This is a genomic window from Flavobacterium sp. B114r, assembly GCF_056824125.1.
On the sequence record NZ_CP124858.1, the window covers coordinates 67,353 to 92,489 of the forward strand.

A 25,137-nucleotide genomic window follows, 5' to 3' on the forward strand; every position below is an offset into this window, starting at 1 on the left:
ACTAAAAAAAATCCCATATTCTCGATGTTTCTAACAATACTTAGCATATACGATGCTAAGTATTGACATAGCGAATCTTAAATTTAATTTTTAGTCTAAATATTAAAATTTCATAGTATAACACCACATTACGTACGAAGTTGAAAGACGATTACATTGATCAGAAGTTTCCAATCCATATCCGCCTTTTATACTTTTCTTTTCCGCATCGCTTAGTTTTACAACTTTCATGTTTTTTAAACTTAATTTTTTCATAGTTACATTACTTTTAAATAATTAATAAATGTTTGATTTTATTCATTTAAAATGAAATAAGCCGATAATCAGTTTTGCATGTCAGCATCATTCTGCTGAAAAAGTCAATACTTAGCATTTGGAATGCTAAGTATTGCTTTGGGTAAAGTAATATTGAATACTATTTATTCTCAAAAATGGTATAAATTATCCTTTAATTTAATTGGTATTAATGTACATTACACCATTGAACGTATGGCCCTGAAGTACGATTACATTGCTCAGATGTTTCCCAATTGACAGCATAACCACCTTTTATTGATTTTTTTTCCTGTTCAGTAAGTTTTACAACTTTCATGTTTTTTAGGCTTAATTTCTTCATGTTTAAATTTTTTTAATGTTAATAAAAATTTTTAATTAAAAATATCTCTAGATTTCTAAAAATCTCAGAAACTACGTGCACTTAGCTTTAATTTTTCAAAAATGTGTGAGATTATTTTGATCAAAAATATAATTATAAACCATAAAAAAAAATAATAATTCATTTTTTTTAGAAAAAAAATATCTTTTATTTAATTTTTTATGATTAAAATTATATCTAAATTAAATATAACCTTAAATATTAAGTACCTATAAAAGAAAATGCTGATATTCATTTTAGTGTTATTTTCAAAACTTTTAAAAGAAATATTTTTAAATAGATTACAAAAAGACAAATACACTTATTTAAAAAATGCAGATTAAATCTTAAAAGTTAATAAAATGTTAATTTCTTGCTCGCTATACAATTAAGTAATGATATTCGCACACGTTAATTCTATGCTGAAGTATCTTTATTTATTTATAGTTTTATAGTTGTGGTATTTAAGATCATAAATTAATCAGTTTCATTTTAGCATTTAACTTATAACCATAATTATTAATAAATCAAGTCCATTTATTTTACTTAATGCGACAAATTATTTAATTCTTTTTTAATTTACATTTTATGACGAAAATTGCTTTAATTAATTGTTACATTGGTCCGTTTCCCTGGTTTTTTAATTTCTTTTTAAAATCTTGTGAATCCAATCCAACAATTGATTTCTTACTTTTCACAGATAATATTATAGATTACAAAACTCCTCATAACGTTAAGATTATCCCTATCACTCTTTCATATTTTAACCAGTTATCTACTGCAAAATTAGGGTTTGAAATTGAAGTTGAGAAGCCTTACAAGCTTTGTGACTATAAACCTGCTTTTGGCGTAATATTTTCATCTTATCTGACTAAATATGATTTTTGGGGTATTACAGATTTAGATGTTATTTACGGTAGAATTAGAGAATTTATGACCGAGGAAGTATTCGAAGAATTTGATATTATATGCGTTAGACATGATTTTATAACTGCATGTTGTATGCTTTTTAGAAACAATGATTATATTAATAATTTGTTTAAAAAAAGTAAAGACTATCATTTGATTTTTACCTCGCAGAAAAATTACGCATTTGATGAGACTAATTTTGAGCAAGAATCAATTTTTGAAAAAGAAGATATTTTTTCAATTGATTGCGAAATTGAAAGCATGCAACATATAATTCTTAATGAAGAACGAGAAGGTAGACTAAAATCTCATTTTGACTTTTTACTTTGTGAAGGTACAGCAGGAGAATTATTATGGGATAATGGGTTGTTTAGCTACAAAGGAAAGCTTGAAATAATGTTATATCATCTGCTAAACTATAAAGGCAATATTTTCTCAAACAATACTATGAAGTGGGATCAGATTCCGGATGTCTTTTACATTGACAAGTATGACTTTCGCAAAAATAACTCATTCTTATCTCGTTTTAAAGCACACTATACTGATAACTTGAGGCCTAAAATTTGGAATTCTTTTAAAAGATTAGATGCTATTATCTCCATGAAAGTATGCAATAGAACTGTTAATTGTATTGAAGAGGGCGAGTATATGTATTACCTGAGTAAAATGAAAATTGTAATAACCAAAAATGGCCCAAAAGGAGAGAATTTTTTAAAATTTGCAAATTCAAAACATTCTCGACTTTATCAATTAACTTTTAATAAAAAATATTTTTTTGCTGAAAACTTACCATTTATTTTTAGATTAGAAGGTGATAAAAAAACTCATACTAGTTTTAATTTAATTTCCGATATCGGTTATGGAAATGTTTACAACAAAAAAGCAAATTAAGAGAGGAAATAAGTATTTAAGCTAAAAAACAAACTACTTGCAAGAAGATTTCTTTAAAGTTTTAATATATACTTCTACTTAAAAATAAAGATTTCTAAGATTGTCCACATTTATTCTTGAGTTTTTAATTAAATTGAAAATACTTAGCAAAAATAATGATAAGTGTAGCGTTATTTTTAAAATTATTTACTGAATTTCTTTCACTGATAATTTCCTATAAAACTGTTGCGTTAGACAAAGATGAATTCTGATCCTGAAATGTCATCCCGAGGATTGTTCTCACAATGATTGTATCCTAAAGTAGCCGTTGATTCATCTTTTGGTGTTATTTTCCTTTAAATTTATATATTTTTTGATTACATATCAAGCTGATTAGAAATAAATTTTCTAATGAAAGTAAATGGTTGGTCTTTAGATGAACAATAGCTTAAATACTTGTTTAAAAATTAGATTGTAAAAGATTAATATCTGCGATCTATTCCAATTAAACAGAACCTAAATAAATTTATGGAAATAAGTGTTTAAAAACTCGCACCAGTGGTGCGAGTTTTTAGTAAGAGATTTGGATCTGATCTATTTAGTCCTCATGACGAACTTAAAAAATCAAATACTTTTATTTTCAAACCTCTGCCAAATCGCTTAAAATCTGAAAATCTTCTAATAAAAGATTCGAATTTTGTACCAAGGAGTTCACTAAACAAAAAACCTATTTCGTGATGAAATAGGTTATTTTATGTCCTTTTTTTCTAAAACTGCATAATCCTAAATAATTCAAATCCTACTTTAGCTTTAATAATTAACGGTATTCATATTTCACAATTTCTAAATTGAATGATTTCAGTAATTGGTTGTAATTTTCAAGATTCTTTTTATCACTGTCGTAAACATCAATTACTAAAGTTGAATCCGTTTTAATCACACCAAAATTTTGCCCGGCATTTCCAGGAAAACCTTCTTTAATTTTACTTTTAATAAGCTGTGATAAATAATTATTGATAGCCTCTTTTTGCTTATCCTCTAATTTTATTACTTTATCTACATAAGGTTGCTGAAATTCTGGTTTTCCATATAACTTTCCCAGTTTATCACAATCAACTTTTGTTCTTTTATAGTTTGCATAAAATTGTTTATCACCTTTCGAGAATATTTCAAAACTCTCTTTATGACCACCCCATTCTCCACATTCATCAAAATTTGCATAAACAAATAGTCTAGTAGCTGAACCAAATGCTCCGAGGTCGGCAGGTTGAAAAAAATCTATCACATTTTTTTCATTCTTTATTTGAATTTCTGGTCTTTCAGTTTTTTTATTACAAGAAATAGCCACGACTGCAAATACTAATAAAAATTTTTTTTTTATCATAACAGTTTTTTATTACTAAAACGAACCTATTTACACATTACAAAATGCTTAAATTATTTTTATTTCGGCCAACCATAAAGAATAAATCGATTTTATTTCAGCTAAATATAAACTAATTTCAATGTAAAAATGAATTATTCCCTACCACTAATTACCCAAGCAAAAGCTATTTCATATTATTTAAACATCATTCATCAAAAGTTCTTACCAGCTATCTTTTAATCCATATCATTTCACTACAAGAATCTCTAAATAAATCAATTAACAGCACATTCTAATTAAAAACACTCTAAAAAAACTGGTAAAATCCCTCACAAAAACGTTCTTTTTTTTCAATCTTAGAATAATAAAAAGAGATAAAAATACATAAAACGTATTTTACTTTTTTACGCTTTTATCCCCATTTTACCTCATAAATTTTACATTAAATTAAACTTAAATAAGCTATGATTTATCAAAAATAACTTCTTATATTTGCACCCGCGTTCAAGAATCGAATATGACTCGATAGCTCAGTTGGTAGAGCACATCACTTTTAATGATGGGGTCCTGGGTTCGAGCCCCAGTCGGGTCACAAATTGTGATTCACAATACAAGATTCTTGAAAGCAACGACTCGATAGCTCAGTTGGTAGAGCACATCACTTTTAATGATGGGGTCCTGGGTTCGAGCCCCAGTCGGGTCACAAAAAAGGTCAAGTATTAATTTACTTGACCTTTTTTATTTTAGTCCATATCCAGAAAAGACAAACTTCGGATCAAACGCAAAAGTTGGGGATTACGCAAAAAGATTGGATAATCTGAATAAGAAAAAATCTACTTTTCGTACTCCTCTAAATTGACTTCTAAATGCTTTTACTTTGGCATTAAAAGATTCTGCTGAAGCATTTGTACTTCTATTGTCAAAATAGTTTAAGATTGACTGGTAATTAACCGTTATGGTATTTAAAAGAATATTAAAATTTTTAAACCCTGACTCCTCTACATTCCTGTACCAATGTGCCAGTTTGGTCATCGCAATGTGTTTATTGTTATTATTGTTGTAAATACCTCGTAGTTGTTGGGTTAAACTGTATGCTTTTTTAATATCGGGATATAAGCCAAATAACAATTGGGCTCGTTCGTTTTGTCTTTCGGTCCATTTATCGCGGGATTTATAAAGAACATATCGACTTCTGGCGAGCAACTGTTTTACAGAGTCTCCATTAGATAAAAGATCTGGGAGATAAGTTTTGTTTTCTCTTTTCGCTTGTAATATCAATCGATTCTCAGTATCCATAGCTTCCCAACGATATTTTATTCTAATCTCCTGTAATGCTTCTAGAGCTAATTTTTGAACATGAAATCTATCGGTAACCTGTACCGCTTTTGGAAAACATTTTTTGGAAATCAATTTCATGGAATTAGCCATGTCAAGTGTTATTTCTTGAACCCAACTTCTTTTTTTGTAATTAATTTTACAAATATGTTCAATGACCTGATCTGCCTTTGTCCCTTCAATAATAGCAACTAGGCATCCTTTTTTACCTCTAGCTTCCTTATTGGTTACAATAGTAAAAAGCTCACCCTGAGACAAGGCTACTTCATCAATTGACAAGTGAGTACCTATATTTTCAGGATAAATAATCCACTCATGTGCATGTTCACGTGGAGCCCACGTACTAAAGGAGCTTAAAAATTTTTTGTATTGTCTTTGTAATTTTTTCCCATTGACTCCAAAGAAACCTCCAATGGTACGACAGTCAATAGCAGTTTTATCTATTAATTTCTTTTAAAAAAGCCGCAAACTCTTGAGTCATGCGGGTTCCTTTAGCTACTAAATTCCAATCTCTTTTAACGATCTCACCTGTATTTTTATTAGTCCAGCGACGTCTTTTGATATGTAAATACACGAACTTACCCCTCAGAGGAAAGTCCTGTATGGTAATCTCATCTTGAAAACCCTTTGAGACTAATTGAAGATCCCTAAACTCTTCTGGAGGTTTAGCATTCTCTTCAAAATAGAGGTGTAATATTTCTTCGCTATTAGTAGATGAAACTACTTCAAAATGTTCTACTAAAAAATCAGGAAGCATAAACTTCAAAAGTTCTATAGGGGTCATATAAAATTCTTAGATTACAAAGTTCTTATTTTATTTTGACATTTCCTCCCCAAGCTTTGCGCTTCATCCCAAACTTCTTCAGGAGCCATATCTTAAAATGGTTTAGAATAAATTCTCTGAATGATTATTTAATAATACTCAAAATATTGTTCAGTTACTTGTTTAATCTGCCCTTTGTCATTATAGGCAGTGCACAATAACCAATTACCAACATTATCATATTGATACACGTATGTGGTCTTTTCTTTACTTGCAGAATCAATTTTTATCACAGGATTGCCACGTTCATCATTTTGATAGGTAACTACACTTTCAAATGTTGGTTTATCTAAATATCCGGGAGGGCTAATACTCCAAAACGATTCTTTAATTTTATAATTATCAACATCATACTCGTAACGCTTTTCTGTATTGAGTTTGCCATTGGCATCATAATTCTGCTCTACTATTAAATTCCCTTTATTATCACGGATAAAAATGGTTTTCGATTTCAGCATATTCTCCTGATAGAACCAATAGCTTACTTCGTTTTTAGCCGAATCATATTTTACAGTAACAAGATAAGAGTTACTCGCTTTTTTTTCGGGATAATAATAGTCGGTAGCACTAAGATCTCCCTTTGTGTTATAATGATAGTTTATTTCAACAATAGAAGCATTATAAGATATGGAATTAGAAGAAATAAGAAACCCTTTTTCATTGTAAGTATTACCAATTCCCATTCGGCATATTTTATTATCAACTGCAAGAGGGATCGAAGTGCCTTCAAGAAGGCATTTTCCAAATGATTTTACACTCCCCTTCAGATTAACATCTTTTAGATCATTATGATTTGTTTGTGCCAGCGATAGATTATAAGTAAAAAACAGAAAACAGAATGTTGTAAGTAGTGCTTGCATTTTTGTAATTAAATTTTAAAAATCAGATCAAAATAAAACAATCTGAATTAAACACGACCTTTTTTGTAACTTTCTTTTATTTATTTCTTCTAATAGACAGACCTGACTCTTTCAAAACTAGCTCACGGCATATTTAAGATTCATCTAAAGACACCTCAGCCTACTAAAAAAAGATAACCGATGTCATCCTATGAAACATTTGCAAAAAGGTACATTTTACGGACAAACAAATGAGACGATTATATTAGACGGAATAACATTGACGGATACAGTTTACACACACAGTAAAGTAGACTGGCATTATCATGAAAATGCCTATTTTACTTTTATCCTTGAAGGAAATGTTGTCGAAGGCAATAAAAAGGAGGTTTACAATTGCTCTCCGGGAAGCTTACTTTTTCATAACTGGCAGGAACCTCATTATAATATTAAACCTGACGGATTTACAAGAGGGTTTCATCTTGAAATCGAAAAACACTGGTTTAAGACCCTATCATTATCAGATGATAATTTGCAAGGAAGCATCAATATCTTAAAACCGGAAATTAAGTTTTTGATGTATAAAGTATTCAGAGCTGCTAAAATTGAAGATCCAGCCGTAGATTTTTCAGCACAGACACTATTGATAGAAATCTTATCAAAACTAGACATACACAACAATTCATTATTATATAAAAATCCAAAATGGGTAACAATTATTGATGAAATTCTTCATGATCAGATTGGAGACACTATTACCTTAGACTACTTGTCTCAAATAGTCGGAATACATCCTGTTCATCTTTCAAGAGATTTTTCTAAATATTTTCACTGTACTTTGAGCGAATATAGAAGAAAATTAAAAGTAGAAAAAGCACTTTCGCTGCTGTCTTTACAAAAACAGTCCTTAACTGAAATTGCCTATGAATGCGGATTTTCTGATCAAAGCCATTTTACAAGATGCTTTAAGGAAGTAAACGGATTAAATCCTTCTGCACATTTAAAATTGCTTTTAATGAAATAATGCAAATGTTAATCTTGTACAATTTTTAATGCTGGCGGCAGAATAATTTTACATTTCAATCAAATCAAACAAAATATGAAACGAACATTATTCCTGCTGACAATCAATCTTTTTGGACTTATAGCTTTTAGCCAAAATACTAATCTTTTTAAAACTGAAGAAATTACCGGAGATCTCTATCAATCAAACATTGGAAAGGTCACTTTTATGGATGGAAATATCCCGCTGAATCAATATAAAAAATCTGATTTTCTTACGTCTTTTAACCTCGTCTACAAATCAAACCTTAATATTAGATTTTTTCTAAATAATTCCATAACGAACTACTTACATGAGTTAGCCCCTAATTTATCAGCTGAAGAACTTGTAGAAAAAGGTAATCTTCAATTTTCTTTTTACATCGACAACAAACCCATATACAAGGAAAATATTAACTCAGGATGTAATTTTGGCTATGGCAATAGCAAAGACACATCAGTAATATTCAGAATTCCTCTTACGAGTTCTAAAGACGAGAACCTCTGGGCATTGCATATGTGGGATCGTTTTAAACTTAATGGCGGTGGAGAAGCACTAACAAACGGAACTCACAATCTAAGAATTGAAATTAGACCATACATCATCACAAATACAGAAGCTTTAGTTGGAAATTTGGTTGCGAAAGGCCAAATTAAACTAATCATAAAAACGCCGAAAGTAACGGCAAAGCAAATTGAAATACAACCGATATTACCCAATAGCGAATGGGAGATTTCTAATTTTCAATTTGACCGCAAGAAAATAGAAATGCTAAATAAGGAGATTGCTTCTTATGATCTAAAAGAAATAACAAGTGTAGTTGCTATCTATGATGGAAAACTTTTAATAGAGGAGTATTTTAATGATGCCAGCAGAAATACTTTGCATGATACGCGATCAACGGGAAAATCCTTTGCCTCAACATTTATAGGCATTGCTATAAATGATGGATATATTAAAAATGAAAACCAAAGACTAAGTTCATTTTATAATTTAGGAGATTACGCAAATTACAATGCAAAAAAAGACAGCATAACAATAAAAGACTTACTCACGATGAGTTCATCATTTGACGGCTCAGATGCACATAGCGAATCACCAGGAAATGAAGAAAACATGTATCCTACAGATAACTGGGTAAAATTTACGCTGAACTTAGCTATTGACCCTTCTAAAACCAACGGAGGCAAATGGGATTACTTTACAGCAGGAACCATATTATTAGGAGATATTCTGGACAGAAATATTCCTGACGGATTAGAAAAATATGCTGATGAAAAACTTTTCAAACCATTAAACATTACCAATTATAAATGGCAATATACACCACAAAAAGTACCTAATACCGCCGGTAGCTTACAAATGACTTCCCTGGATTACGCAAAATACGCCCAGTTGTACAAAAACAATGGTATATGGAATAACAAACAAGTAATTCCTCAGGCATGGGTCGAAAAAACTTTAACAAAGCAAATTCAGATTCCGGAAAGAGACAATCAATTTTATAGTTATTTATTCTGGAATAAAACGGTTAATTATAAAGGCAAAAATTATGAAACTTATTACTGCGCCGGAAATGGAGGAAACCAATTTATTATTTTCAAAGACTTACCACTTGTCATTATAATCACGTCAAAAGCATTTAACAAACCTTATGGACATCCGCAAGCTGATAAAATAGTACATGACTATTTATTGCCAGCGATTTTGAAATAAAATTTTACATCAAAATAACTGGTCTAAAAAAGACAAACTTAATTAAAAGGCAAAATATATAAAAATGTATTTTGCCTTTTTTATTTAGCCTTATTTTATTCAGTAATTTTATATTGATAAAAAACTTTTGTAAACATGCATACCAATCTTACTTTCCGACTTGCAACAATCGAAGACTTACCGGAAATCATCAGTATGCTTGCTGATGATACTTACGGAGCAACAAGAGAAAATAATACCTCCATAGTTTCTGAAAAATACCTCAACGCATTTAAAAAAATTCAGGAAGATCCTAATCAGGAATTGATCGTCGCAACAATAAACGAAAATAAAGTAGCATCGTTTCAACTTACTTTTATACAATATCTAAATTTTGAAGGAACATTGCGAGCACAAATCGAAGCCGTAAGAACACATTCTGATTATCGAGGTCAGGGAATAGGAACCAACGTTCTTAATTACGCCATTAATCGCGCAAAAGAAAAGGGCTGTCAAATGATTCAGTTAACATCTGACAAAAGAAGAACAGAAGCTATTAAATTCTACGAAAAACTAGGCTTTAAAGCAAGTCATGAAGGTTTTAAACTAAAACTGGATTGATTTTAATATTCCGACAACAAACAATTTTACATAAAAACTAGTCCTGTTTGAATGTTTTTAACGTTCCGTCATCATTAAATTGTATTGAATACTTTTCCCTGCTTCCACTAATACTTGTTGGATACCATTGCATTGCATTTCCCCAAATCGATACATAAGCACTTGTAAGAGATTTAGCCCCTTCTATTTCTTGCGCTTTTTTATTATAAATACCCGTTAGCTTAGCAACATTTACAAATTTGATTTTATTAAGCGGAATCAAACGTTTCTGAACATCGTCTCTAATCGATAATTGAATAGGTCTGGGATCAGACCATTTATTATCCCTATAATCATAACCATCAACGTACTTGGGATTCACAGGATGCTGAAGCATAATATTAATAGTTCCATTATCATAAAAATAAGCAATCGAATAGACAAAAATCTCTTTTCCTGCATATTGAGGTAACTTTCGTAAAGCCTCTTCAGCTTTTTCTAATGCATTTGCATTCGTTAAAAAGTTTACATTTTCACTTTCAACATGCACTTGTGTCTCAACTGCTGTGTGTTTTTCGATAACACTATTTCCAATTGCACGAACATCCGGCTTATCACCTCCTAAAGATTCAGAAGCGGGATTTACTATTTCCTTAATTACTAAAGAATCACCGGACTTAAATGTTTCGCTAATACTTTTAGAGATCTGGTCACAGCTTAAAAGAAACGAAATGCAAATCATTAAGAGAATTAATTTCTTCATACAATATTATTTAAATCGCTTGCAAAAGCAATTTTGTTAGGATTTTCTTCGAGATAAAAAATTTCTATTTGTGATTGTTTAGTAAGATCTAACTCAAGAAGTCCCACCACTTTTTTTAAACTAATTTTATGAACCTGATGTTTATTATCGACATATTCAAGATTAAAACGAATCATAGGCTGTTCATTTATATAAGTTCCGGTCTGGCTTGCGTTAAGCAGTTTTGCCCAGGTTTTAACTCCTTTAAATTTTATCAACATCGAATCGTAATTTACACCAGTAAATTTTCCTAAAATAAATTTTAAAAAATAGCGATAAAATAAAAGCACGATCGGACAAATAATTAATGGATGACCAAAACTCATAAAACGCCATCCTGCACCATAACTTTCTAATTGATACGAATAAAAATAGTATCCAATTAAACCAATGAGAAGAACAAGCCAGGCAACTATTCTAAAAAAAAGACTTCCTATATTTATATTCGCTTGTGCAACAGCAATAACAAAATACGGAGGCTTTTTCATATTCCTGTCAAGCATTAAACTTATTTTCTTTCCAGCCTCGAAACGACGTTCATGAGGTTTACTATCCGTAATAATAGTTTTATGAGTAATTTCGGCATCAGCAAGATTTCTAAACAACAACTCAAGTTCATAGGAATTAAATTTTGCTGTTGGTTTTGAAATTTTTACAGCACTTAAAATTTTTGCTTCTCTCGATATTCCTTTGCTTTTTATTCTTTCTAAATTTCTCTTGGTTATAAAAATCCCTAAAATCCATTTTCTAAAATAACCAATTAAGACAATTAACCAAAGAATAACGGACACCAAAACAAAACTTAATGCCAGCCAGGGATTTTTATCTTTTAGCGTATTTACATCAAATTCACTATTGACAGCATAATAGATTATCATAGGAAAAGGAATTGCAAAAAAGAACATATAGAGCGCCCAGAAAATAATGATAAGATTTTTTTTCATTCCTTTTTAATAATTTGGGGATTACTAATCAAAACATTTCATTACGGTAACATGCCCGTACTTTTTATTTGCAGCAAGCTATCATAAAAACCCTTACACAATTACTACACAGACACATACATACCAAATTTACATAAAAATATTATTTTAGAAAACAACCAGAATAAAAATTCATTCCTTAAAATTCATAAATCCTATCAATCATTTGTTCTCATTAAAGAAAAAAACACATTTTTGACCTGCCTCTATTATCCAGAAAATTTATTCTTAAAACAATAACATTATGCAGTATTTTTACATCATACAAACTCTTTTCAAACAAGCTTATTCCTGAAATAATAAGAGTAATTATTTTCCGTTTGATACTAGAATGAGATCCTATTTTTTCCTTTTCCTTATTTTTCTCCTTCCCTATTTTTGCAAAGCGCAAATTGATACGACCTATATTAAACCTTTTCAGGATGAACTTTCAATAAGAACCTATCTTTCAATGAAATTCATTTCGATGGAACAGGAAGCAGATGGAGAAATTAAGAAATTCATGCCTAACACGCCAATGAATTTAGGCTTTGGAGTTTCTGTAAATAATACCATAATTAATCTGAGTTACGGATATGGCTTGAATTTTATGAAGGAAAAAGAGAAGGGAAAGACAAAAGCATTAGATTTCCAGATTCATAATTACGGACGAAAGTTCATAATTGATCTTTTTGTTCAAAAGTATCAGGGATTTTATACTGCGGATGAAAACGATAAAAACATAAAATTATATCCGGATTTAAACATTCAGCAATATGGTGCATTTGGTCAATATGTTTTTAATAACAAAAAATTCTCCTATAAAGCTGCTTTTAATCAGAACGAAAGGCAATTGAAATCGGCAGGAAGTTTTTTACTTGGTGGCGGAGTTTATTTTACAAAAATAGGATCTGATAGTTCTTTTGTTCATAAAACGAGGAATTCGTTGCGTAACTTTCAGTTTGGAGTAAGCGGAGGTTACGCCTACACCTGGGCCATTAACAAACGTTGGTTCGCTAGCGGATCAGCCACAGTGGGCGCAAATTTTGGTACTGAACGAATAAATGATTTCGGTAAACAAAAGATAGAAATATATCCTACTTTTTTTCCAAGAGTCGCAACAGGATACAATAAAGAAAAGTGGTCACTAGGATTATCATACGTTAATAACCTGATCTTTTCTTCGTTTTCAGAAAGCAACAATAGCAATATCGGTTTATCCTCCGGTAATTTTCAAATCGCTTATATATGGAGGTTTGATTCTAATCCATTCTGGAATAAGAAACCAAAATAAGACAAACACACTTAATGTCCATCAGAGGAAAATAAGAAATTAAATCATTTTATTTTATAAGCGATTAGCCATTTCATTTTTATTTACTGGTCATCAGGAATTTTGCAACAGCATCATAAGCTGGCAAAGAATACGGATCATTTGCACCATTTGCCGCTATCGGATTAGATGCAAAACGCACAATAACCATATCTGCTTTTGGATCTATGTAAATAACTTGTCCGTGAACTCCACGCGCGCAAAACGCTCCGTGATCATTATTGGTAATCCACCACATATCTCTGTAACTCCAACCTTTCAAAAGAGTATAACCGGCTTTTGCAAATGCTTCTTTACTTCCGCCTTTTCTTATATCATCAATGGCTGATTTAGGAATAATTTGCTCCTTGCCTGCTTTACCATTATTTAAAACTAACTGACCAAAGCGTGCCATATCTCTTAAACCAAAATTAAGTCCGCCACCGGCAAAAGGTGTCCCAATAGCATCTACAGAATAATAACCATCTTGCTCCATTCCTAATTTTTTCCAGATTTTTTCAGACAAAACCTCCGCGATTGTTTTTCCGGTAACTCTGGCGATTATCCATCCCAAAACATCTGAATTAACCGTTTTATAACCAAAACTCTCACCATGAACTCCAATTTTCTTTACTGTAGGAAGATATTCGTAATATGTTTTTGGTCCGTCATAATCTTTAGGTTTTGGCAAAGGATTACCAGCAGCCGAAAATTTCCATATTTCGGCATTTGGATCTGCATAGTCCTCACTAAATTGTAAAGCTGTCGTCATATCCATCACTTGCCTTACTGTAGCATCGCCAAAAGCTGAATTTTTAAGTTCCGGGATATAATGCGAAACGTTTTTTGTAGTATCTATCAAACCTTCTTTGGCTAACATAATACCAAGTGTTCCGGTAAAAGATTTTGTAACTGACATTGCAGCATGCTGTCCGTCAACTTTTAATACTCCAAAATATTTTTCATAAACAATCTTTCCATGATGCATAACGATCACGCCATCAGCGTAGACTTTCTGCAGTGATTCTTGCCAGGTAATTGCTTTAGTTTCCCCAAGCGGAACAAAGGTAACTTTATCAATATCGTTCTTACTATTTGTCACGAGTGGGTATGAAGTTCCCAATCCTCGAGAAACATTTATAGTTGGCATGAATTGACGCATATGTGCAACACTCCATCTAAGAGCGGGAAACTGAAAAAAACTGCCATCATCAAAACGGGGAATACGATTGACTGGCGGGGGCGAACCAATCATCCACCCCATCTTTACAGGATCACTTTGTTCTGCATCTAAATACTTTGTTTTTTCCTGGGCACTGGAAGTAATGCTGAACAGAAAAACTAAACCGAAAAATAATAATTGCGAATAACAATAAACTTGTTTCATATTATCTTAATTTATATTTAATGAGTAATAGAAATCGATTTGGGAGGAAATTATTCTTTTTTTTAACAGAAAAACAGTGCTAAAAAACATAAGAATTTAGCTAAGTTAAGAAATTATTTAGGAATATCTTCTTAATATTAAAAATATAGTCTGCAGAAATAAATAAAAAACAATAGTTATTTCGCAAAAGAACTTCTCTTACAAAAAAAGTTTACTAAATTCGTTTTAGAATTATTAACCTACTAACCTAATCCCAAATTGGTTTATGAAACATTTATTACTACTATCGTTTATTATGATTACTTGCTCTACATGGGCACAATCTGCAACCGGCTATTTTGACAAGGCCATCAAAAAAGCGGAAGCCGGCAATACAAAAGGCGCAATTGCTGATTATACAAAAGCCATTAGCATGAATTCTAAATTTGTGGAAGCTTACCAAAATCGCGGCGTTGCAAAACTAAAACTGAATGACTTAAAAGGTGCTCAGGCTGATTTTAGCAAAACAATCGAGTTAGATACCATGAACGCGGATGCCTTTACCGGAAGAGCGAATGTAAACTACAAATTAAACAACTTTAAAGAAACTGTTGATGATTGCACATCGTCTATTGCTTTAAATCCAAAAGATTATATCGCTTATAACTTACGAGCCTTAGCATATAACAAATTAGGCGACAAGAAAAACACTTGTAAGGATTTCTCTAAAGCAATCGAATTAGGAAGTCAAAGCGCTATTAAAAACAAAGCAACTTTTTGTAAATAGACAAGATTAAAGTTATCGAATAAAAAAGCAATCTATAAAATCAACATTTACAGATTGCTTTTTTTATTTAGAAATACTGAACTGATTTCATCCATAACTTATTCTTACATTTGCTGTTCAAAGCAACAACTTTAATGGCACTTTTAAAAAAGATAAATCACAAGGCACAAACTGACAAAAATTCCGGTTTTAGCGCTAATGCAAATAGTTATGGAGGAAGATTTGTAAACAAGGACGGAACTCCCAATATAGAAAAAAGAGGCATGCATTTGTTTCGCCAAATTAGCTGGTACCATACCATGATCGACATGCCCAATTGGAAATTCATGTCTATTTTGTTTTCTTTTTATATTGCAATGAATTTTATATTTGCAGTCGTTTACTACGCTATCGGAATTGAACATCTGGACGGGATTGAACAATCTCAAAGTGTATTGACTCAATTTGGTCAGGCTTACTTTTTCAGTGCTCAAACTTTTACAACTGTTGGTTACGGACATATTAGTCCAACGGGATTTTTGACAAGTGCCTTATCCGCTGCCGAAGCTTTAATTGGTTTATTAAGTTTTGCCATTGCAACAGGTTTATTTTTTGGAAGATTCAGTAAACCAGTAGCTTATTTAAAATTCGCAGACAATGCATTGATTTCACCCTATGGAGAAAACAAAGGACTTATGATACGTCTGGTACCTTTTAAAAATACCAATTTTACAGATGCAACAGCAAAAATTACACTAGGACTGAGTTTAGAAGAAAATGGAGTACAAACCAATAAATTCTACAGCTTAAAACTTGAATTAGACCACATAAATGCCCTTTCATTAAGCTGGACTTTGGTGCATCCAATTACAGAAGATAGTCCATTATTTAATTTTTCTGCAGAAGACTTTAAAAAAGCTCAGGGCGAAATACTAGTTTTCATCACCACTTTTGACAATATGTTTAGCAATACTGTCGCAGCTAGAACCTCTTATACTTTTAATGAAATTGTTTACGGAGCAAAATTTGAGACGATGTATAACCGAAGTAAAGACAACTCTAAAACCGTCCTGCATTTAGACAAACTAAACCATTACGAATCAGTAAACCTCTAGTAATCTATCATTTTGACTAAGTTATAAAGGTATTTTCATATTTTATTCTATTTTTGTTCACCAAATGGCCAGAAATGATAAACAATATTAAGACTGTTTTCAGCATAAAAGATCTCGAAAACTTATCCGGAATAAAAGCACATACCATTCGTATCTGGGAAAAAAGATATAACATCTTAGAGCCAATGCGAACTGACACGAATATCAGGCTTTATAATTTACAAAATCTCCAGAAGCTTTTAAACATTACGCTATTACACGAATACGGTTATAAGATTTCTAAAATCGCAACTTATCCAGAAGAAAAAATTCCGGAATTAGTTCGTGAAATTATTTCGACTAAAAATTCTCAGAATTACGCCATAACTTCTTTCAAAATGGCCATGATGAATTTTGATCAGGAGATATTCTTCAATACTTTTGATTGGCTGATTTCCGAAAAGTCATTTAAAGAAATTTTCAAAGATCACTTTCTTCCTTTACTAAAAGAATTGGGACTATTATGGCAATCAGAAACCATAACTCCTGCAAATGAACATTTCATGAGTCATTTGATCAAACAAAAAATATTAATTTACACGGAAAGCCTTCAAATATTAAAGCCAAGTAAAACCGATAGAATTTTTGTACTCTCATTGCCCTTAAATGAAATTCATCAAATAGGATTGTTATACCTGCAATATGAAATTTTATCTAAAGGCTATAAAACCATTTATCTTGGCGAAAGTATGCCAATAGAAAACCTTGAAGATCTCACCAGACATTTTGAAAATATTACGTTTGTATCTTTTATGACAATTCAGCCAGATCGCAATGTCATCAATCAATATGTAAAATCGATGGGCCAAAAATTACTACTAAACAATAACGAAATTTGGCTTATGGGAAATATGACAGAGCATATCGATCAGAAAATGCTATCAGAAAAAATACGCGTTTTTGACTCTATGGAAGAAACTATTAGTATGCTATAAAGTTTTTGTTTAAAGTTTTTGTATATTTGTTAAACAAATGAAAAAAACAATAGCAATAATAGGATCGGGCTTCTCTGCTTTAGCCGCTTCATGTTACCTGGCGCAGCAAGGAAACAAGGTAACTATTTATGAAAAAAATGATACCATTGGCGGAAGAGCAAGACAATTCAAAAAAGAAGGTTTCACATTTGATATGGGACCAAGCTGGTATTGGATGCCTGACGTATTTGAGCGTTTTTTTCAGGATTTCAACAAAGTAACAACTGATTATTACGAACTTACAAAATTAAATCCAGCATATCGGGTTTATTTTGGAGTCGACGATTTTATCAATATCTATGATAATCTCGAAGAAATAAAAGCCACTTTTGAATCTATTGAAAAAGGAAGTGGTCAAAAACTTGAAACTTTCATCAAACAAGCCAAAAGCAATTATGACATTGCAATTAAAGATTTGGTTTATCGTCCCGGAGTTTCTCCACTTGAATTAATCACACTTGAAACCACTTTAAAACTCAACCAGTTTTTTAGTACCGTAAGTACTGATATACATAAGAAATTTAAAAACGAAAGACTAATTCAGATTCTTGAATTTCCCGTTTTATTCTTAGGTGCAAAACCAACTAAAACACCCTCTTTCTATAATTTTATGAATTATGCCGATTTTGGTTTAGGAACCTGGCATCCCAAAACAGGAATGTTTGATGTGGTTTGCGCAATCGAAAAACTGGCCCTGGAACTTGGAGTTACGATAGAAACGAATTCTCCCATCGAAAAAATAATAGTAGAAAACAATACTGCAAACGCAATTGTAATTAACGGACAAACAATCCATGCAGACATTATCTTAAGTGGAGCCGATTATCAGCATACCGAAACTTTACTGGATAACGAACATCGCGCCTACTCTGAGAAATATTGGGAAAGCAGAGTTTTTGCTCCATCTTCGCTTTTATTCTTTGTTGGTTTTAATAAAAAGATAGAGAACATCTCTCATCACGCACTGTTTTTCGATGTCGATTTTAATCAACACGCAGCAGATATTTACGACGAACCAAAATGGCCTGACGCACCTTTGTTTTATGCCAATTTTCCATCAAAAACAGATTTGACTGCTGCTCCGGAAGGCATGGAAAGCGGATTTTTCCTTATCCCTCTAGCACCTGGAATAAATGATAGCGAAGCACTTAGAGAAGAATATTTCGAAAAAATCATTACTCGCTTTGAGCAATTAACAAAGCAGGAAATTAAAAATAATATTATCTTTAAAAGATCATTCTGCAAAAATGACTTTGTAACAGATTATAATGCTTACAAAGGAAATGCTTACGGAATGGCCAATACTTTATTGCAAACGGCTTTTTTAAGACCGAAATTAAAAAGCAAAAAAGTGCACAATTTGTATTTCACAGGACAATTAACCGTTCCTGGCCCAGGTGTTCCGCCTGCTTTAATTTCAGGAAAACTAGTAGCTGAGTTAATTCAAAAATCTTTTAGATCTTAAAAAATGAAATCACTATTCGACACCGTTTCTTTCAAATGTAGCAAGTTGGTCACACAAAACTACAGTACCTCATTTTCGCTGGCTGTAAAAATGCTTTCACCAAGCATTCGCGAAGCCATTTACAGCATTTACGGATTCGTTCGTTTTGCTGACGAAATCGTCGATTCTTTTCATGACTATGACAAAGAAGGTCTTATCAATGATTTCGAAAAAGAATATTACAAGTCCATGAAAATGGGAATTAGCTTAAACCCAATTCTCAACTCATTTCAACATACCGTAAAAGAATACAATATTACAGACGATCTGGTTCAGGCTTTTCTAAAAAGTATGAAACTGGACCTTATAAAATCAACTTACAGCTCACAAACTGAATATGAAGATTATATATATGGTTCTGCCGATGTGGTGGGCTTAATGTGTTTGAAAGTTTTTGTAAAAGGAAACAATCAAAAATACGAACAGCTAAAAAACGAAGCGATGCGATTAGGTTCAGCTTTTCAAAAAGTGAATTTCCTAAGAGATCTCAAAGATGATAATTTGGTTTTAAACCGAAACTATTTTCCTGGGGTCGATTTAAATTCTTTCGACGAAAATGCAAAAACTACTATTATCAATGAGATCGAAGAAGATTTCAGGATTGCTTATCAGGGAATAGTAAAACTACCTATCGAAGCACAATTTGGAGTTTATACTGCGTATGTGTATTATAAAAAATTGCTTAAAAAACTAAAAAATACACCGTATTATGAAATTGGGAATTCAAGAATCAGAGTTTCAAATTACACCAAAGCGGGACTTTTAGCGCAATCTTTTGTAACTTACAAGTTAAAATTAGTGTAGGATCGATTTCTAGCACATAGAAATATAGAATTTCCCATTTGAATAAAAGTCAAAATAAAATGACAAATCATTTTCACATAACTATGTGTATTTCAACAAGTGAAACGCCTCTTTTTTAAAGCTAACAAAAGCTATGTCTCTATGAGTTTAAATAAACTACATAATAAAAATCAAGAATTAATTTTCAACAATTCAAAACATAAAAAATGATTTCTTTTTTAATCTTTTTAGGCGTTTTTCTTTTCATGGAATGTGTTACCTGGCTTACGCACAAGTACATCATGCACGGATTGATGTGGTATTTTCACGAAGATCACCACCAGCCCAAATACGAAGACACTTTTGAGCGCAACGACATTTTCTTTGTCATTTTTGCCATCCCGAGTATCGTTCTTTTTTATTTTGGCGTTCAGGCCGGATTCAATTATTTATTTTTCATCGCCTGCGGAGTCACCACTTATGGTGCTTGTTATTTTTTAATTCACGATGTTTTAATTCATCAGCGCTTTAAATGGTTCAAAAACACGAAAAACAAATACCTGATTGGCCTTCGAAAAGCACATAAAATTCACCACAAACATCTGGGAAAAGAACACGGAGAATGTTTCGGGATGTTATTCGTTCCATTCAAATATTATAAAATGTAAACTGCTTCTGTTAAAAAAATAATAACCCGTTGGGTGAAATGTCTAAATGTTCTAATTAAACACATAAAAACATAGAATTTATGATTGTGAAAAAGTAAAATAAAAAGAAACTCGTTTCTCACACATAGCTATGTTTGTTAATGCTAGTGAAACGCCTTTTTTGAACATACAAAATCTATGTCTCTATGTGTTCAAAAAATAACCGACAAGTAAAATGTAAATCGATTTTATGAAAGTATATAAACTAGAAACCGTACAACACTTAAACGCCAGTATCGAAAAATGTTGGGACTTTTTTTCGAGTCCACAAAATCTCGAAGCGATTACGCCTAATGATATGAGTTTTGTAATTCAGGATTTCGATGGCAAATGCATGTATCCCGGACAAGTGATTACCTATACATTAAAACCACTTTTGGGAATCAAAATCAACTGGATGACGATCATCACCGTTGCACAGAAAAATCAATATTTTGTAGACGAACAGCGTTTTGGCCCCTATGCATTATGGCATCACAAACACTTTTTTGAAGCCACAGAAAATGGTACAAAAATGATCGATGTTGTTCATTATGCATTGCCTTTTGGTTTCTTGGGCCAACTTGCCAATACAATAATGGTCAAAAATAAACTGAAATCAATTTTCGAATATCGCCATAATAAAATCGAAGAGTTATTCAATTCAAAAGTATAATTACTCAAAAAAAATTTGCAACAGATTATAATGATTCAAATGATTTTTTAATCCGTGTTAATCCGTGTTAATCTGCATGAAAAAAAATCCTTTATAAATCCTTATAATCTGTGGCATAAAAAAAGAATACAATATAATGACTAAACAAAAAGTTACTTTTTTCTGGTTTCGACGTGATTTACGTCTTGATGATAACATCGGATTATTCAATGCCTTGCAATCTGATTTTCCCGTAATTCCGTTATTTATTTTTGACGAAGATATCTTAGAAAATCTTCCTAAAGATGATGCCCGTGTTAGTTTTATCTACGATTCACTTCAGAAAATAAACGAAGAACTTCAAACAATCGATTCTTCTCTATTGATCAAAAAAGGAAAAACTTTTGAGGTTTGGAAATCACTTATCAAAGAATATGACATTCAGCAAATCTTCTTCAATAAAGATTACGAACCTTATGCGATAAAACGAGATTTAGCCATTTCGGCTTTATTAAAAGAAAATAATACGGAATCCTTTTCATTCAAAGATCACGTGATTTTCGAAGAAAAAGAAATCACAAAAGCCGATGGACTTCCGTACACGATTTATACGCCTTATAAAAATAAATGGCTCGAGAAATACCATCTTTCAGGACATGCTCAGGAATATGACACAAAACCTTTATTAATCAATTTTGCTAAAAATCAATTCACATTTCCTGAATTATCTGACATTGGTTTTGAAAGAAGCACGATAAAAGTACTTCCACATAACTTAACTCAAATAGGCAATTATAAAGAAATAAGAGATTTTCCAGCTATAGATGGCACTTCTTATCTTTCGCCACATTTACGTTTTGGAACTGTGAGTATTCGAAAACTGGTTAATTGGGCAAACAAGAAAAACCAAACTTTTTTGAGCGAATTAATCTGGAGAGAATTTTTTATCCAGATTCTGTTTAATTTTCCTAATTGTGTCAATCACAATTTCAAATCAGCTTATGATGGCATTCAATGGCGCAATAACGAAGACGACTTAAAACGCTGGTGTTCAGGAACTACAGGTTACCCAATGGTCGATGCAGGAATGCGTCAGCTTAACGAAACCGGATATATGCACAATCGAGTTCGCATGGTTGTAGCCAGTTTTTTATGCAAACATTTACTGATTAACTGGCAATGGGGAGAAGCGTATTTTGCAGAGAAATTATTAGATTTTGAATTGGCCTCAAACGTTGGCAACTGGCAATGGGCAGCAGGAACAGGATGCGATGCCGCGCCATACTTCAGGGTTTTTAATCCTGAAATACAGCAAAAGAAATTCGACGAAAAAAGCATCTACATTCGCAAATGGATTCCTGAATTTGATTTGGGTTATAATGCACCAATGGTGGAGCATGCTTTTGCGAGAGACAGGGCAATTGCGACTTATAAGAAGGGAATCTTGAAATAAATTCAATTTTTTATCCCGAAGCTTCGGGACCAAATTCCAAACATCTGATGCTTTAAAACTTGAGTACGCAAGTACAAATTGCCTGATATTTAGACCAACAGAATATAAAGACAATTCAAGTCCCAGAGGGACGATATATTTATAGAAAAGATACACATCATCATGCTAAAGCTCCAGCGGAGCGACATATAATTGCCCTTAAGATTATAAAATATACCACCCCGCTGGGGTTCTGTTCAAAAAAAATAATTTTCTATAAATATATCGTCCCTCTGGGACTTACAACGATGATTTTTGATATAACGAAAATCAGATTTCAAGAAGAATCAGGGAAGACAAGCTCGCTGTTATGACATTAATCGATGAAACTTCTAATAAAAACTAAATCCCTAGCCCTGATAGAAGCGGTATCCTTTTGTTTTTTTTTAAACAAAAGATACAAGAGGATAGCAGGAATAGCTCCTAAAACTACTTAATGAGTTTATAAAGCATTCCGTTGAAGATAAAACCATGGAATGGCAAAACGGAATACCAATATAGTTTTCCTAATATACCATTAGGCTTAAAGGTTGCGGCCTGATATAAAGTGTTGTGTATAATTTTGAATTCGAGCCAGGCTTCACCTGGAAGTTTCATTTCGGCGTATAAAATCAGTTTTCCTTCTTGTTTATTGGCATACAAAACACGCCAAAAATCTAAAGCATCGCCGGAATGAATGTCGTGTTTATTGGTTCGGCCGCGACGTAAACCTACGCCACCAAAAAGTTTATCGATAAAACCTCGTAAACTCCAGAGCCAATCGCCGTAATACCAACCTGTTTCGCCTCCTATTGACCAAATTCTATCAATCGTATAATCGCGATTTTCAATTTGTTTTTTTCTTCGGTCGATATAACAGCCTTTTTTAGGAACTTTTAGATGTGCTGAGATATTTCGGTTAAAACGTCCGCTTACAAGGGAATCTTTCCAGCTTGAAGCTACTTTATCTTCTTCGACTTTTAGCAAAGCTCTCGAAAGTGCTTGTTTGTACGTCATTGGTTTTACCTGCAAAAGCTCATTTATGCGGTGATCCTTGCAAATAACCTCGACTTTCATACTGCTTACCAAAGCCGATGCCAGTTTATAAGAGGTTGAAGTAACAAAATACAACCAATACGACGACAACTTAGGTGTCATAACCGGAATGGTAAAAATGTATCGTTTGAGTTTTTTTGCTTCGGCGAATGCCAACAACATTTCTTTATAAGTTAAAATATCAGGACCTCCAATATCAAAACTTTGATTGTACGTAACAGGATTTAAAAGTGATTTTGACAGAAATTCCAAAACGTCAGTGATTGCAATAGGCTGGCACTTTGTATTGAGCCATTTGGGTGTAATCATCACCGGAAGTTTGTTGACCAAATCCCGAATAATCTCAAACGAAGCACTACCCGACCCAACGATAATTCCCGCTCTTAAAGTAGTCAAAGGCACTTTTGCTTTGGCTAAAATACTTTCAACATTTTTGCGGGAAGCCAAATGTTTAGAAAGCGATTTATCATTTACGATTCCGCTTAAATACAGGATTTGTTGCGCCTGAGTCTGATTGAGTCTTTCAACAAAATTAGTAGCCGAAATACTTTCGAGTTCATCATAATTGGTATCAGGTCCTGACATGGAATGAATGAGGTAAAAAGCAGCATCGATATCGGCAGGAATTGCCGATAAAGTTTCTTTTTCGAGAAAATCGACTTCTATGACTTGTACTTTTTGCAGAAAATCTTCGGGTATATAAAATCTGTTTTTATCTCTTACGCAGCAAATTATCTGATGTCCTTGCGCGACTAAAATGGGCAAAAGACGTTTGCCAATATAACCTGTTGCGCCTGTTAAGAGAATTTTCATGGCTGTTTAGATTTTAAATGTCACTAAACCATAATCCATTTCGAAAATTTGACCTGAAATGGAATTCGCTTTTTCCGAAATCAGGAAATCAACCATATTAGCGACTTCTTCAGGTTTTAAGTAACTTTTCATAGGATGGCGATCGATCATATTTTCTTTCATACGATCGTTTCGCAAAATAGAAGCCGAAAGAGAAGTATCTGTAATTGTGGGCGCAATGGCATTGACGCGAACTACAGTTGCCAACTCAGCACCAAGGTTTTTTGTTAAACCTTCGACACCCGCTTTTGCCGTTGCAATACTGGCATGAAAAGGCATTCCTAATTTTACGGCAACCGTACTGAATAAAACGATCGAAGGCTCGTCGCCTCTTTTTAAAACAGGCAAGTATTTCTGAATGGTTTTTACAGCTCCAATAACATTAATTTCGAAATCGTTTCTAAAATCATCAACGCTTAAATTCGAAATGGGTTTAAGCGTAATCGATCCGGGACAATAAATTAAAGCATCAACTTCTGCTATATCCGGCAGTTCGTCCTTCAAAACATCTAAACCAAAATGGGTAAGATTAGGATGTGTAAGTTTGGGCGCGCTTCGGCTGATATTAAAAACCCTATTTGTCTCTAGCTGTTGCAACAAAATAGCACTTCCTATGCCTTTACTTCCTCCGATGATTAATATATTTCTCATTTTTCTGATGTTTATTTGATTACCGGAGGA

At 32.4% G+C, this 25,137-nt stretch carries 24 protein-coding genes and 2 tRNA genes; 15 read left to right on the plus strand and 11 right to left on the minus strand.

Features of this window, described 5'->3' with window-relative positions; translation table 11 throughout:
• Positions 1-102 precede the first annotated feature (102 nt).
• Positions 103-255, minus strand: a complete 153-nt coding sequence (locus QLQ94_RS00315) for a hypothetical protein (RefSeq protein WP_348079641.1) — start codon at positions 253-255, stop codon at positions 103-105.
• 208 nt (positions 256-463) lie between these two features.
• The gene (locus tag QLQ94_RS00320) at positions 464-616 is read right to left on the minus strand and encodes a hypothetical protein (RefSeq protein ID WP_271335150.1); all 153 of its coding nucleotides are present in this window, start codon (positions 614-616) and stop codon (positions 464-466) included.
• A gap of 606 nt (positions 617-1,222) precedes the next feature.
• On the opposite strand from QLQ94_RS00320, the gene QLQ94_RS00325 reads away from it, so the two are divergent.
• Positions 1,223-2,434 carry a DUF6625 family protein gene (locus QLQ94_RS00325; RefSeq protein ID WP_482498799.1) on the plus strand — a complete coding sequence of 404 codons (1,212 nt, stop codon included), beginning with the start codon at positions 1,223-1,225 and terminating at the stop codon, positions 2,432-2,434.
• A 796-nt stretch (positions 2,435-3,230) separates the two neighbouring features.
• Here QLQ94_RS00325 and QLQ94_RS00330 read toward each other — a convergent pair.
• A complete protein-coding gene (locus QLQ94_RS00330) occupies positions 3,231-3,797 on the minus strand; it encodes a hypothetical protein (protein WP_271335152.1) in 567 nt (188 codons plus the stop codon).
• A 501-nt stretch (positions 3,798-4,298) separates the two neighbouring features.
• Here QLQ94_RS00330 and QLQ94_RS00335 point away from each other — a divergent pair.
• Both QLQ94_RS00335 and QLQ94_RS00340 read left to right on the plus strand, forming a co-directional pair.
• A tRNA-Lys gene (locus QLQ94_RS00335) sits at positions 4,299-4,371 on the plus strand.
• Positions 4,372-4,409: 38 nt separating this feature from the next.
• Positions 4,410-4,482: transfer RNA gene (locus tag QLQ94_RS00340), tRNA-Lys, on the plus strand.
• Positions 4,483-4,574: 92 nt separating this feature from the next.
• On the opposite strand, the gene QLQ94_RS00345 is transcribed toward QLQ94_RS00340, so the two are convergent.
• The 3 genes from QLQ94_RS00345 to QLQ94_RS00355 form a co-directional block, all read right to left on the minus strand.
• Positions 4,575-5,558 carry an ISAon1 family transposase gene (locus QLQ94_RS00345; RefSeq protein ID WP_482499936.1) on the minus strand — a complete coding sequence of 328 codons (984 nt, stop codon included), beginning with the start codon at positions 5,556-5,558 and terminating at the stop codon, positions 4,575-4,577.
• Positions 5,551-5,898, minus strand: a complete 348-nt coding sequence (locus QLQ94_RS00350) for an ISAon1 family transposase N-terminal region protein (protein WP_482498407.1) — start codon at positions 5,896-5,898, stop codon at positions 5,551-5,553. Before QLQ94_RS00350 ends, QLQ94_RS00345 begins: the two co-directional genes overlap by 8 nt.
• Before the next feature lie 128 nt (positions 5,899-6,026).
• Positions 6,027-6,797, minus strand: coding sequence for a hypothetical protein (locus QLQ94_RS00355; protein ID WP_482498801.1), 771 nt, complete (start codon positions 6,795-6,797; stop codon positions 6,027-6,029).
• A 190-nt stretch (positions 6,798-6,987) separates the two neighbouring features.
• On the opposite strand from QLQ94_RS00355, the gene QLQ94_RS00360 reads away from it, so the two are divergent.
• The 3 genes from QLQ94_RS00360 to QLQ94_RS00370 all read left to right on the plus strand — a co-directional run bounded on the left by QLQ94_RS00360 (position 6,988) and on the right by QLQ94_RS00370 (position 10,134).
• Complete coding sequence (locus tag QLQ94_RS00360) at positions 6,988-7,800, plus strand: helix-turn-helix domain-containing protein (RefSeq protein ID WP_482498802.1); 813 nt, start codon at positions 6,988-6,990, stop codon at positions 7,798-7,800.
• Between the two features lie 75 nt (positions 7,801-7,875).
• Positions 7,876-9,534: a serine hydrolase domain-containing protein gene (locus QLQ94_RS00365; RefSeq protein ID WP_271335155.1), complete on the plus strand. Its 1,659-nt coding sequence runs from the start codon at positions 7,876-7,878 to the stop codon at positions 9,532-9,534.
• Positions 9,535-9,669: 135 nt separating this feature from the next.
• Positions 9,670-10,134, plus strand: a complete 465-nt coding sequence (locus QLQ94_RS00370) for a GNAT family N-acetyltransferase (protein ID WP_271335156.1) — start codon at positions 9,670-9,672, stop codon at positions 10,132-10,134.
• 37 nt (positions 10,135-10,171) lie between these two features.
• Here the strand turns inward: QLQ94_RS00370 and QLQ94_RS00375 are convergent, their stop codons facing one another.
• Together QLQ94_RS00375 and QLQ94_RS00380 are read right to left on the minus strand one after the other, a co-directional pair.
• Positions 10,172-10,876, minus strand: a complete 705-nt coding sequence (locus QLQ94_RS00375; RefSeq protein WP_271335157.1) for a hypothetical protein — start codon at positions 10,874-10,876, stop codon at positions 10,172-10,174.
• The gene (locus tag QLQ94_RS00380) at positions 10,873-11,859 is read right to left on the minus strand and encodes a hypothetical protein (protein WP_427402066.1); all 987 of its coding nucleotides are present in this window, start codon (positions 11,857-11,859) and stop codon (positions 10,873-10,875) included. Before QLQ94_RS00380 ends, QLQ94_RS00375 begins: the two co-directional genes overlap by 4 nt.
• Before the next feature lie 370 nt (positions 11,860-12,229).
• Here QLQ94_RS00380 and QLQ94_RS00385 point away from each other — a divergent pair, with 370 nt between their 5' ends.
• On the plus strand, positions 12,230-13,171 hold the full coding sequence (locus tag QLQ94_RS00385; RefSeq protein WP_271335159.1) for a DUF4421 family protein: 942 nt from the start codon (positions 12,230-12,232) through the stop codon (positions 13,169-13,171).
• Between the two features lie 79 nt (positions 13,172-13,250).
• Here the strand turns inward: QLQ94_RS00385 and QLQ94_RS00390 are convergent, their stop codons facing one another.
• A complete protein-coding gene (locus tag QLQ94_RS00390; protein ID WP_271335160.1) occupies positions 13,251-14,576 on the minus strand; it encodes a serine hydrolase domain-containing protein in 1,326 nt (441 codons plus the stop codon).
• Positions 14,577-14,841: 265 nt separating this feature from the next.
• On the opposite strand from QLQ94_RS00390, the gene QLQ94_RS00395 reads away from it, so the two are divergent.
• The 8 genes from QLQ94_RS00395 (at position 14,842) to QLQ94_RS00430 (ending at position 22,530) form a co-directional block, all read left to right on the plus strand.
• Entirely contained in the window at positions 14,842-15,342 is a 501-nt protein-coding gene (locus QLQ94_RS00395) for a tetratricopeptide repeat protein (protein WP_271335161.1), read from the plus strand.
• A 134-nt stretch (positions 15,343-15,476) separates the two neighbouring features.
• A complete protein-coding gene (locus tag QLQ94_RS00400; RefSeq protein WP_482498805.1) occupies positions 15,477-16,436 on the plus strand; it encodes an ion channel in 960 nt (319 codons plus the stop codon).
• A 74-nt stretch (positions 16,437-16,510) separates the two neighbouring features.
• Positions 16,511-17,410: a MerR family transcriptional regulator gene (locus QLQ94_RS00405; RefSeq protein ID WP_482498807.1), complete on the plus strand. Its 900-nt coding sequence runs from the start codon at positions 16,511-16,513 to the stop codon at positions 17,408-17,410.
• Between the two features lie 37 nt (positions 17,411-17,447).
• A complete protein-coding gene (locus QLQ94_RS00410) occupies positions 17,448-18,914 on the plus strand; it encodes a phytoene desaturase family protein (RefSeq protein ID WP_482498809.1) in 1,467 nt (488 codons plus the stop codon).
• A 3-nt stretch (positions 18,915-18,917) separates the two neighbouring features.
• Positions 18,918-19,757, plus strand: a complete 840-nt coding sequence (locus QLQ94_RS00415; RefSeq protein ID WP_271335166.1) for a phytoene/squalene synthase family protein — start codon at positions 18,918-18,920, stop codon at positions 19,755-19,757.
• Between the two features lie 206 nt (positions 19,758-19,963).
• Complete coding sequence (locus QLQ94_RS00420) at positions 19,964-20,404, plus strand: sterol desaturase family protein (protein ID WP_271335167.1); 441 nt, start codon at positions 19,964-19,966, stop codon at positions 20,402-20,404.
• Positions 20,405-20,633: 229 nt separating this feature from the next.
• Positions 20,634-21,098: an SRPBCC family protein gene (locus tag QLQ94_RS00425; protein WP_482498811.1), complete on the plus strand. Its 465-nt coding sequence runs from the start codon at positions 20,634-20,636 to the stop codon at positions 21,096-21,098.
• A gap of 136 nt (positions 21,099-21,234) precedes the next feature.
• Positions 21,235-22,530 carry a cryptochrome/photolyase family protein gene (locus tag QLQ94_RS00430; protein ID WP_482498813.1) on the plus strand — a complete coding sequence of 432 codons (1,296 nt, stop codon included), beginning with the start codon at positions 21,235-21,237 and terminating at the stop codon, positions 22,528-22,530.
• 468 nt (positions 22,531-22,998) lie between these two features.
• Here QLQ94_RS00430 and QLQ94_RS00435 read toward each other — a convergent pair whose 3' ends face one another.
• Together QLQ94_RS00435 and QLQ94_RS00440 are read right to left on the minus strand one after the other, a co-directional pair.
• Positions 22,999-24,417 carry an SDR family oxidoreductase gene (locus tag QLQ94_RS00435; RefSeq protein ID WP_482498815.1) on the minus strand — a complete coding sequence of 473 codons (1,419 nt, stop codon included), beginning with the start codon at positions 24,415-24,417 and terminating at the stop codon, positions 22,999-23,001.
• A 6-nt stretch (positions 24,418-24,423) separates the two neighbouring features.
• Entirely contained in the window at positions 24,424-25,107 is a 684-nt protein-coding gene (locus QLQ94_RS00440) for an SDR family NAD(P)-dependent oxidoreductase (RefSeq protein WP_482498817.1), read from the minus strand.
• Positions 25,108-25,137 lie beyond the last annotated feature (30 nt).

Coding starts and splice junctions, on each gene's coding strand:
- QLQ94_RS00315 (WP_348079641.1), bottom strand. CDS start 255: ATGAAAAAATTAAGTTTAAAAAACATGAAAGTTGTAAAACTAAGCGAT.
- QLQ94_RS00320 (WP_271335150.1), bottom strand. CDS start 616: ATGAAGAAATTAAGCCTAAAAAACATGAAAGTTGTAAAACTTACTGAA.
- QLQ94_RS00325 (WP_482498799.1), top strand. CDS start 1,223: ATGACGAAAATTGCTTTAATTAATTGTTACATTGGTCCGTTTCCCTGG.
- QLQ94_RS00330 (WP_271335152.1), bottom strand. CDS start 3,797: ATGATAAAAAAAAAATTTTTATTAGTATTTGCAGTCGTGGCTATTTCT.
- QLQ94_RS00350 (WP_482498407.1), bottom strand. CDS start 5,898: ATGACCCCTATAGAACTTTTGAAGTTTATGCTTCCTGATTTTTTAGTA.
- QLQ94_RS00355 (WP_482498801.1), bottom strand. CDS start 6,797: ATGCAAGCACTACTTACAACATTCTGTTTTCTGTTTTTTACTTATAAT.
- QLQ94_RS00360 (WP_482498802.1), top strand. CDS start 6,988: ATGAAACATTTGCAAAAAGGTACATTTTACGGACAAACAAATGAGACG.
- QLQ94_RS00365 (WP_271335155.1), top strand. CDS start 7,876: ATGAAACGAACATTATTCCTGCTGACAATCAATCTTTTTGGACTTATA.
- QLQ94_RS00370 (WP_271335156.1), top strand. CDS start 9,670: ATGCATACCAATCTTACTTTCCGACTTGCAACAATCGAAGACTTACCG.
- QLQ94_RS00375 (WP_271335157.1), bottom strand. CDS start 10,876: ATGAAGAAATTAATTCTCTTAATGATTTGCATTTCGTTTCTTTTAAGC.
- QLQ94_RS00380 (WP_427402066.1), bottom strand. CDS start 11,859: ATGAAAAAAAATCTTATCATTATTTTCTGGGCGCTCTATATGTTCTTT.
- QLQ94_RS00385 (WP_271335159.1), top strand. CDS start 12,230: ATGAGATCCTATTTTTTCCTTTTCCTTATTTTTCTCCTTCCCTATTTT.
- QLQ94_RS00390 (WP_271335160.1), bottom strand. CDS start 14,576: ATGAAACAAGTTTATTGTTATTCGCAATTATTATTTTTCGGTTTAGTT.
- QLQ94_RS00395 (WP_271335161.1), top strand. CDS start 14,842: ATGAAACATTTATTACTACTATCGTTTATTATGATTACTTGCTCTACA.
- QLQ94_RS00400 (WP_482498805.1), top strand. CDS start 15,477: ATGGCACTTTTAAAAAAGATAAATCACAAGGCACAAACTGACAAAAAT.
- QLQ94_RS00405 (WP_482498807.1), top strand. CDS start 16,511: ATGATAAACAATATTAAGACTGTTTTCAGCATAAAAGATCTCGAAAAC.
- QLQ94_RS00410 (WP_482498809.1), top strand. CDS start 17,448: ATGAAAAAAACAATAGCAATAATAGGATCGGGCTTCTCTGCTTTAGCC.
- QLQ94_RS00415 (WP_271335166.1), top strand. CDS start 18,918: ATGAAATCACTATTCGACACCGTTTCTTTCAAATGTAGCAAGTTGGTC.
- QLQ94_RS00420 (WP_271335167.1), top strand. CDS start 19,964: ATGATTTCTTTTTTAATCTTTTTAGGCGTTTTTCTTTTCATGGAATGT.
- QLQ94_RS00425 (WP_482498811.1), top strand. CDS start 20,634: ATGAAAGTATATAAACTAGAAACCGTACAACACTTAAACGCCAGTATC.
- QLQ94_RS00430 (WP_482498813.1), top strand. CDS start 21,235: ATGACTAAACAAAAAGTTACTTTTTTCTGGTTTCGACGTGATTTACGT.
- QLQ94_RS00435 (WP_482498815.1), bottom strand. CDS start 24,417: ATGAAAATTCTCTTAACAGGCGCAACAGGTTATATTGGCAAACGTCTT.
- QLQ94_RS00440 (WP_482498817.1), bottom strand. CDS start 25,107: ATGAGAAATATATTAATCATCGGAGGAAGTAAAGGCATAGGAAGTGCT.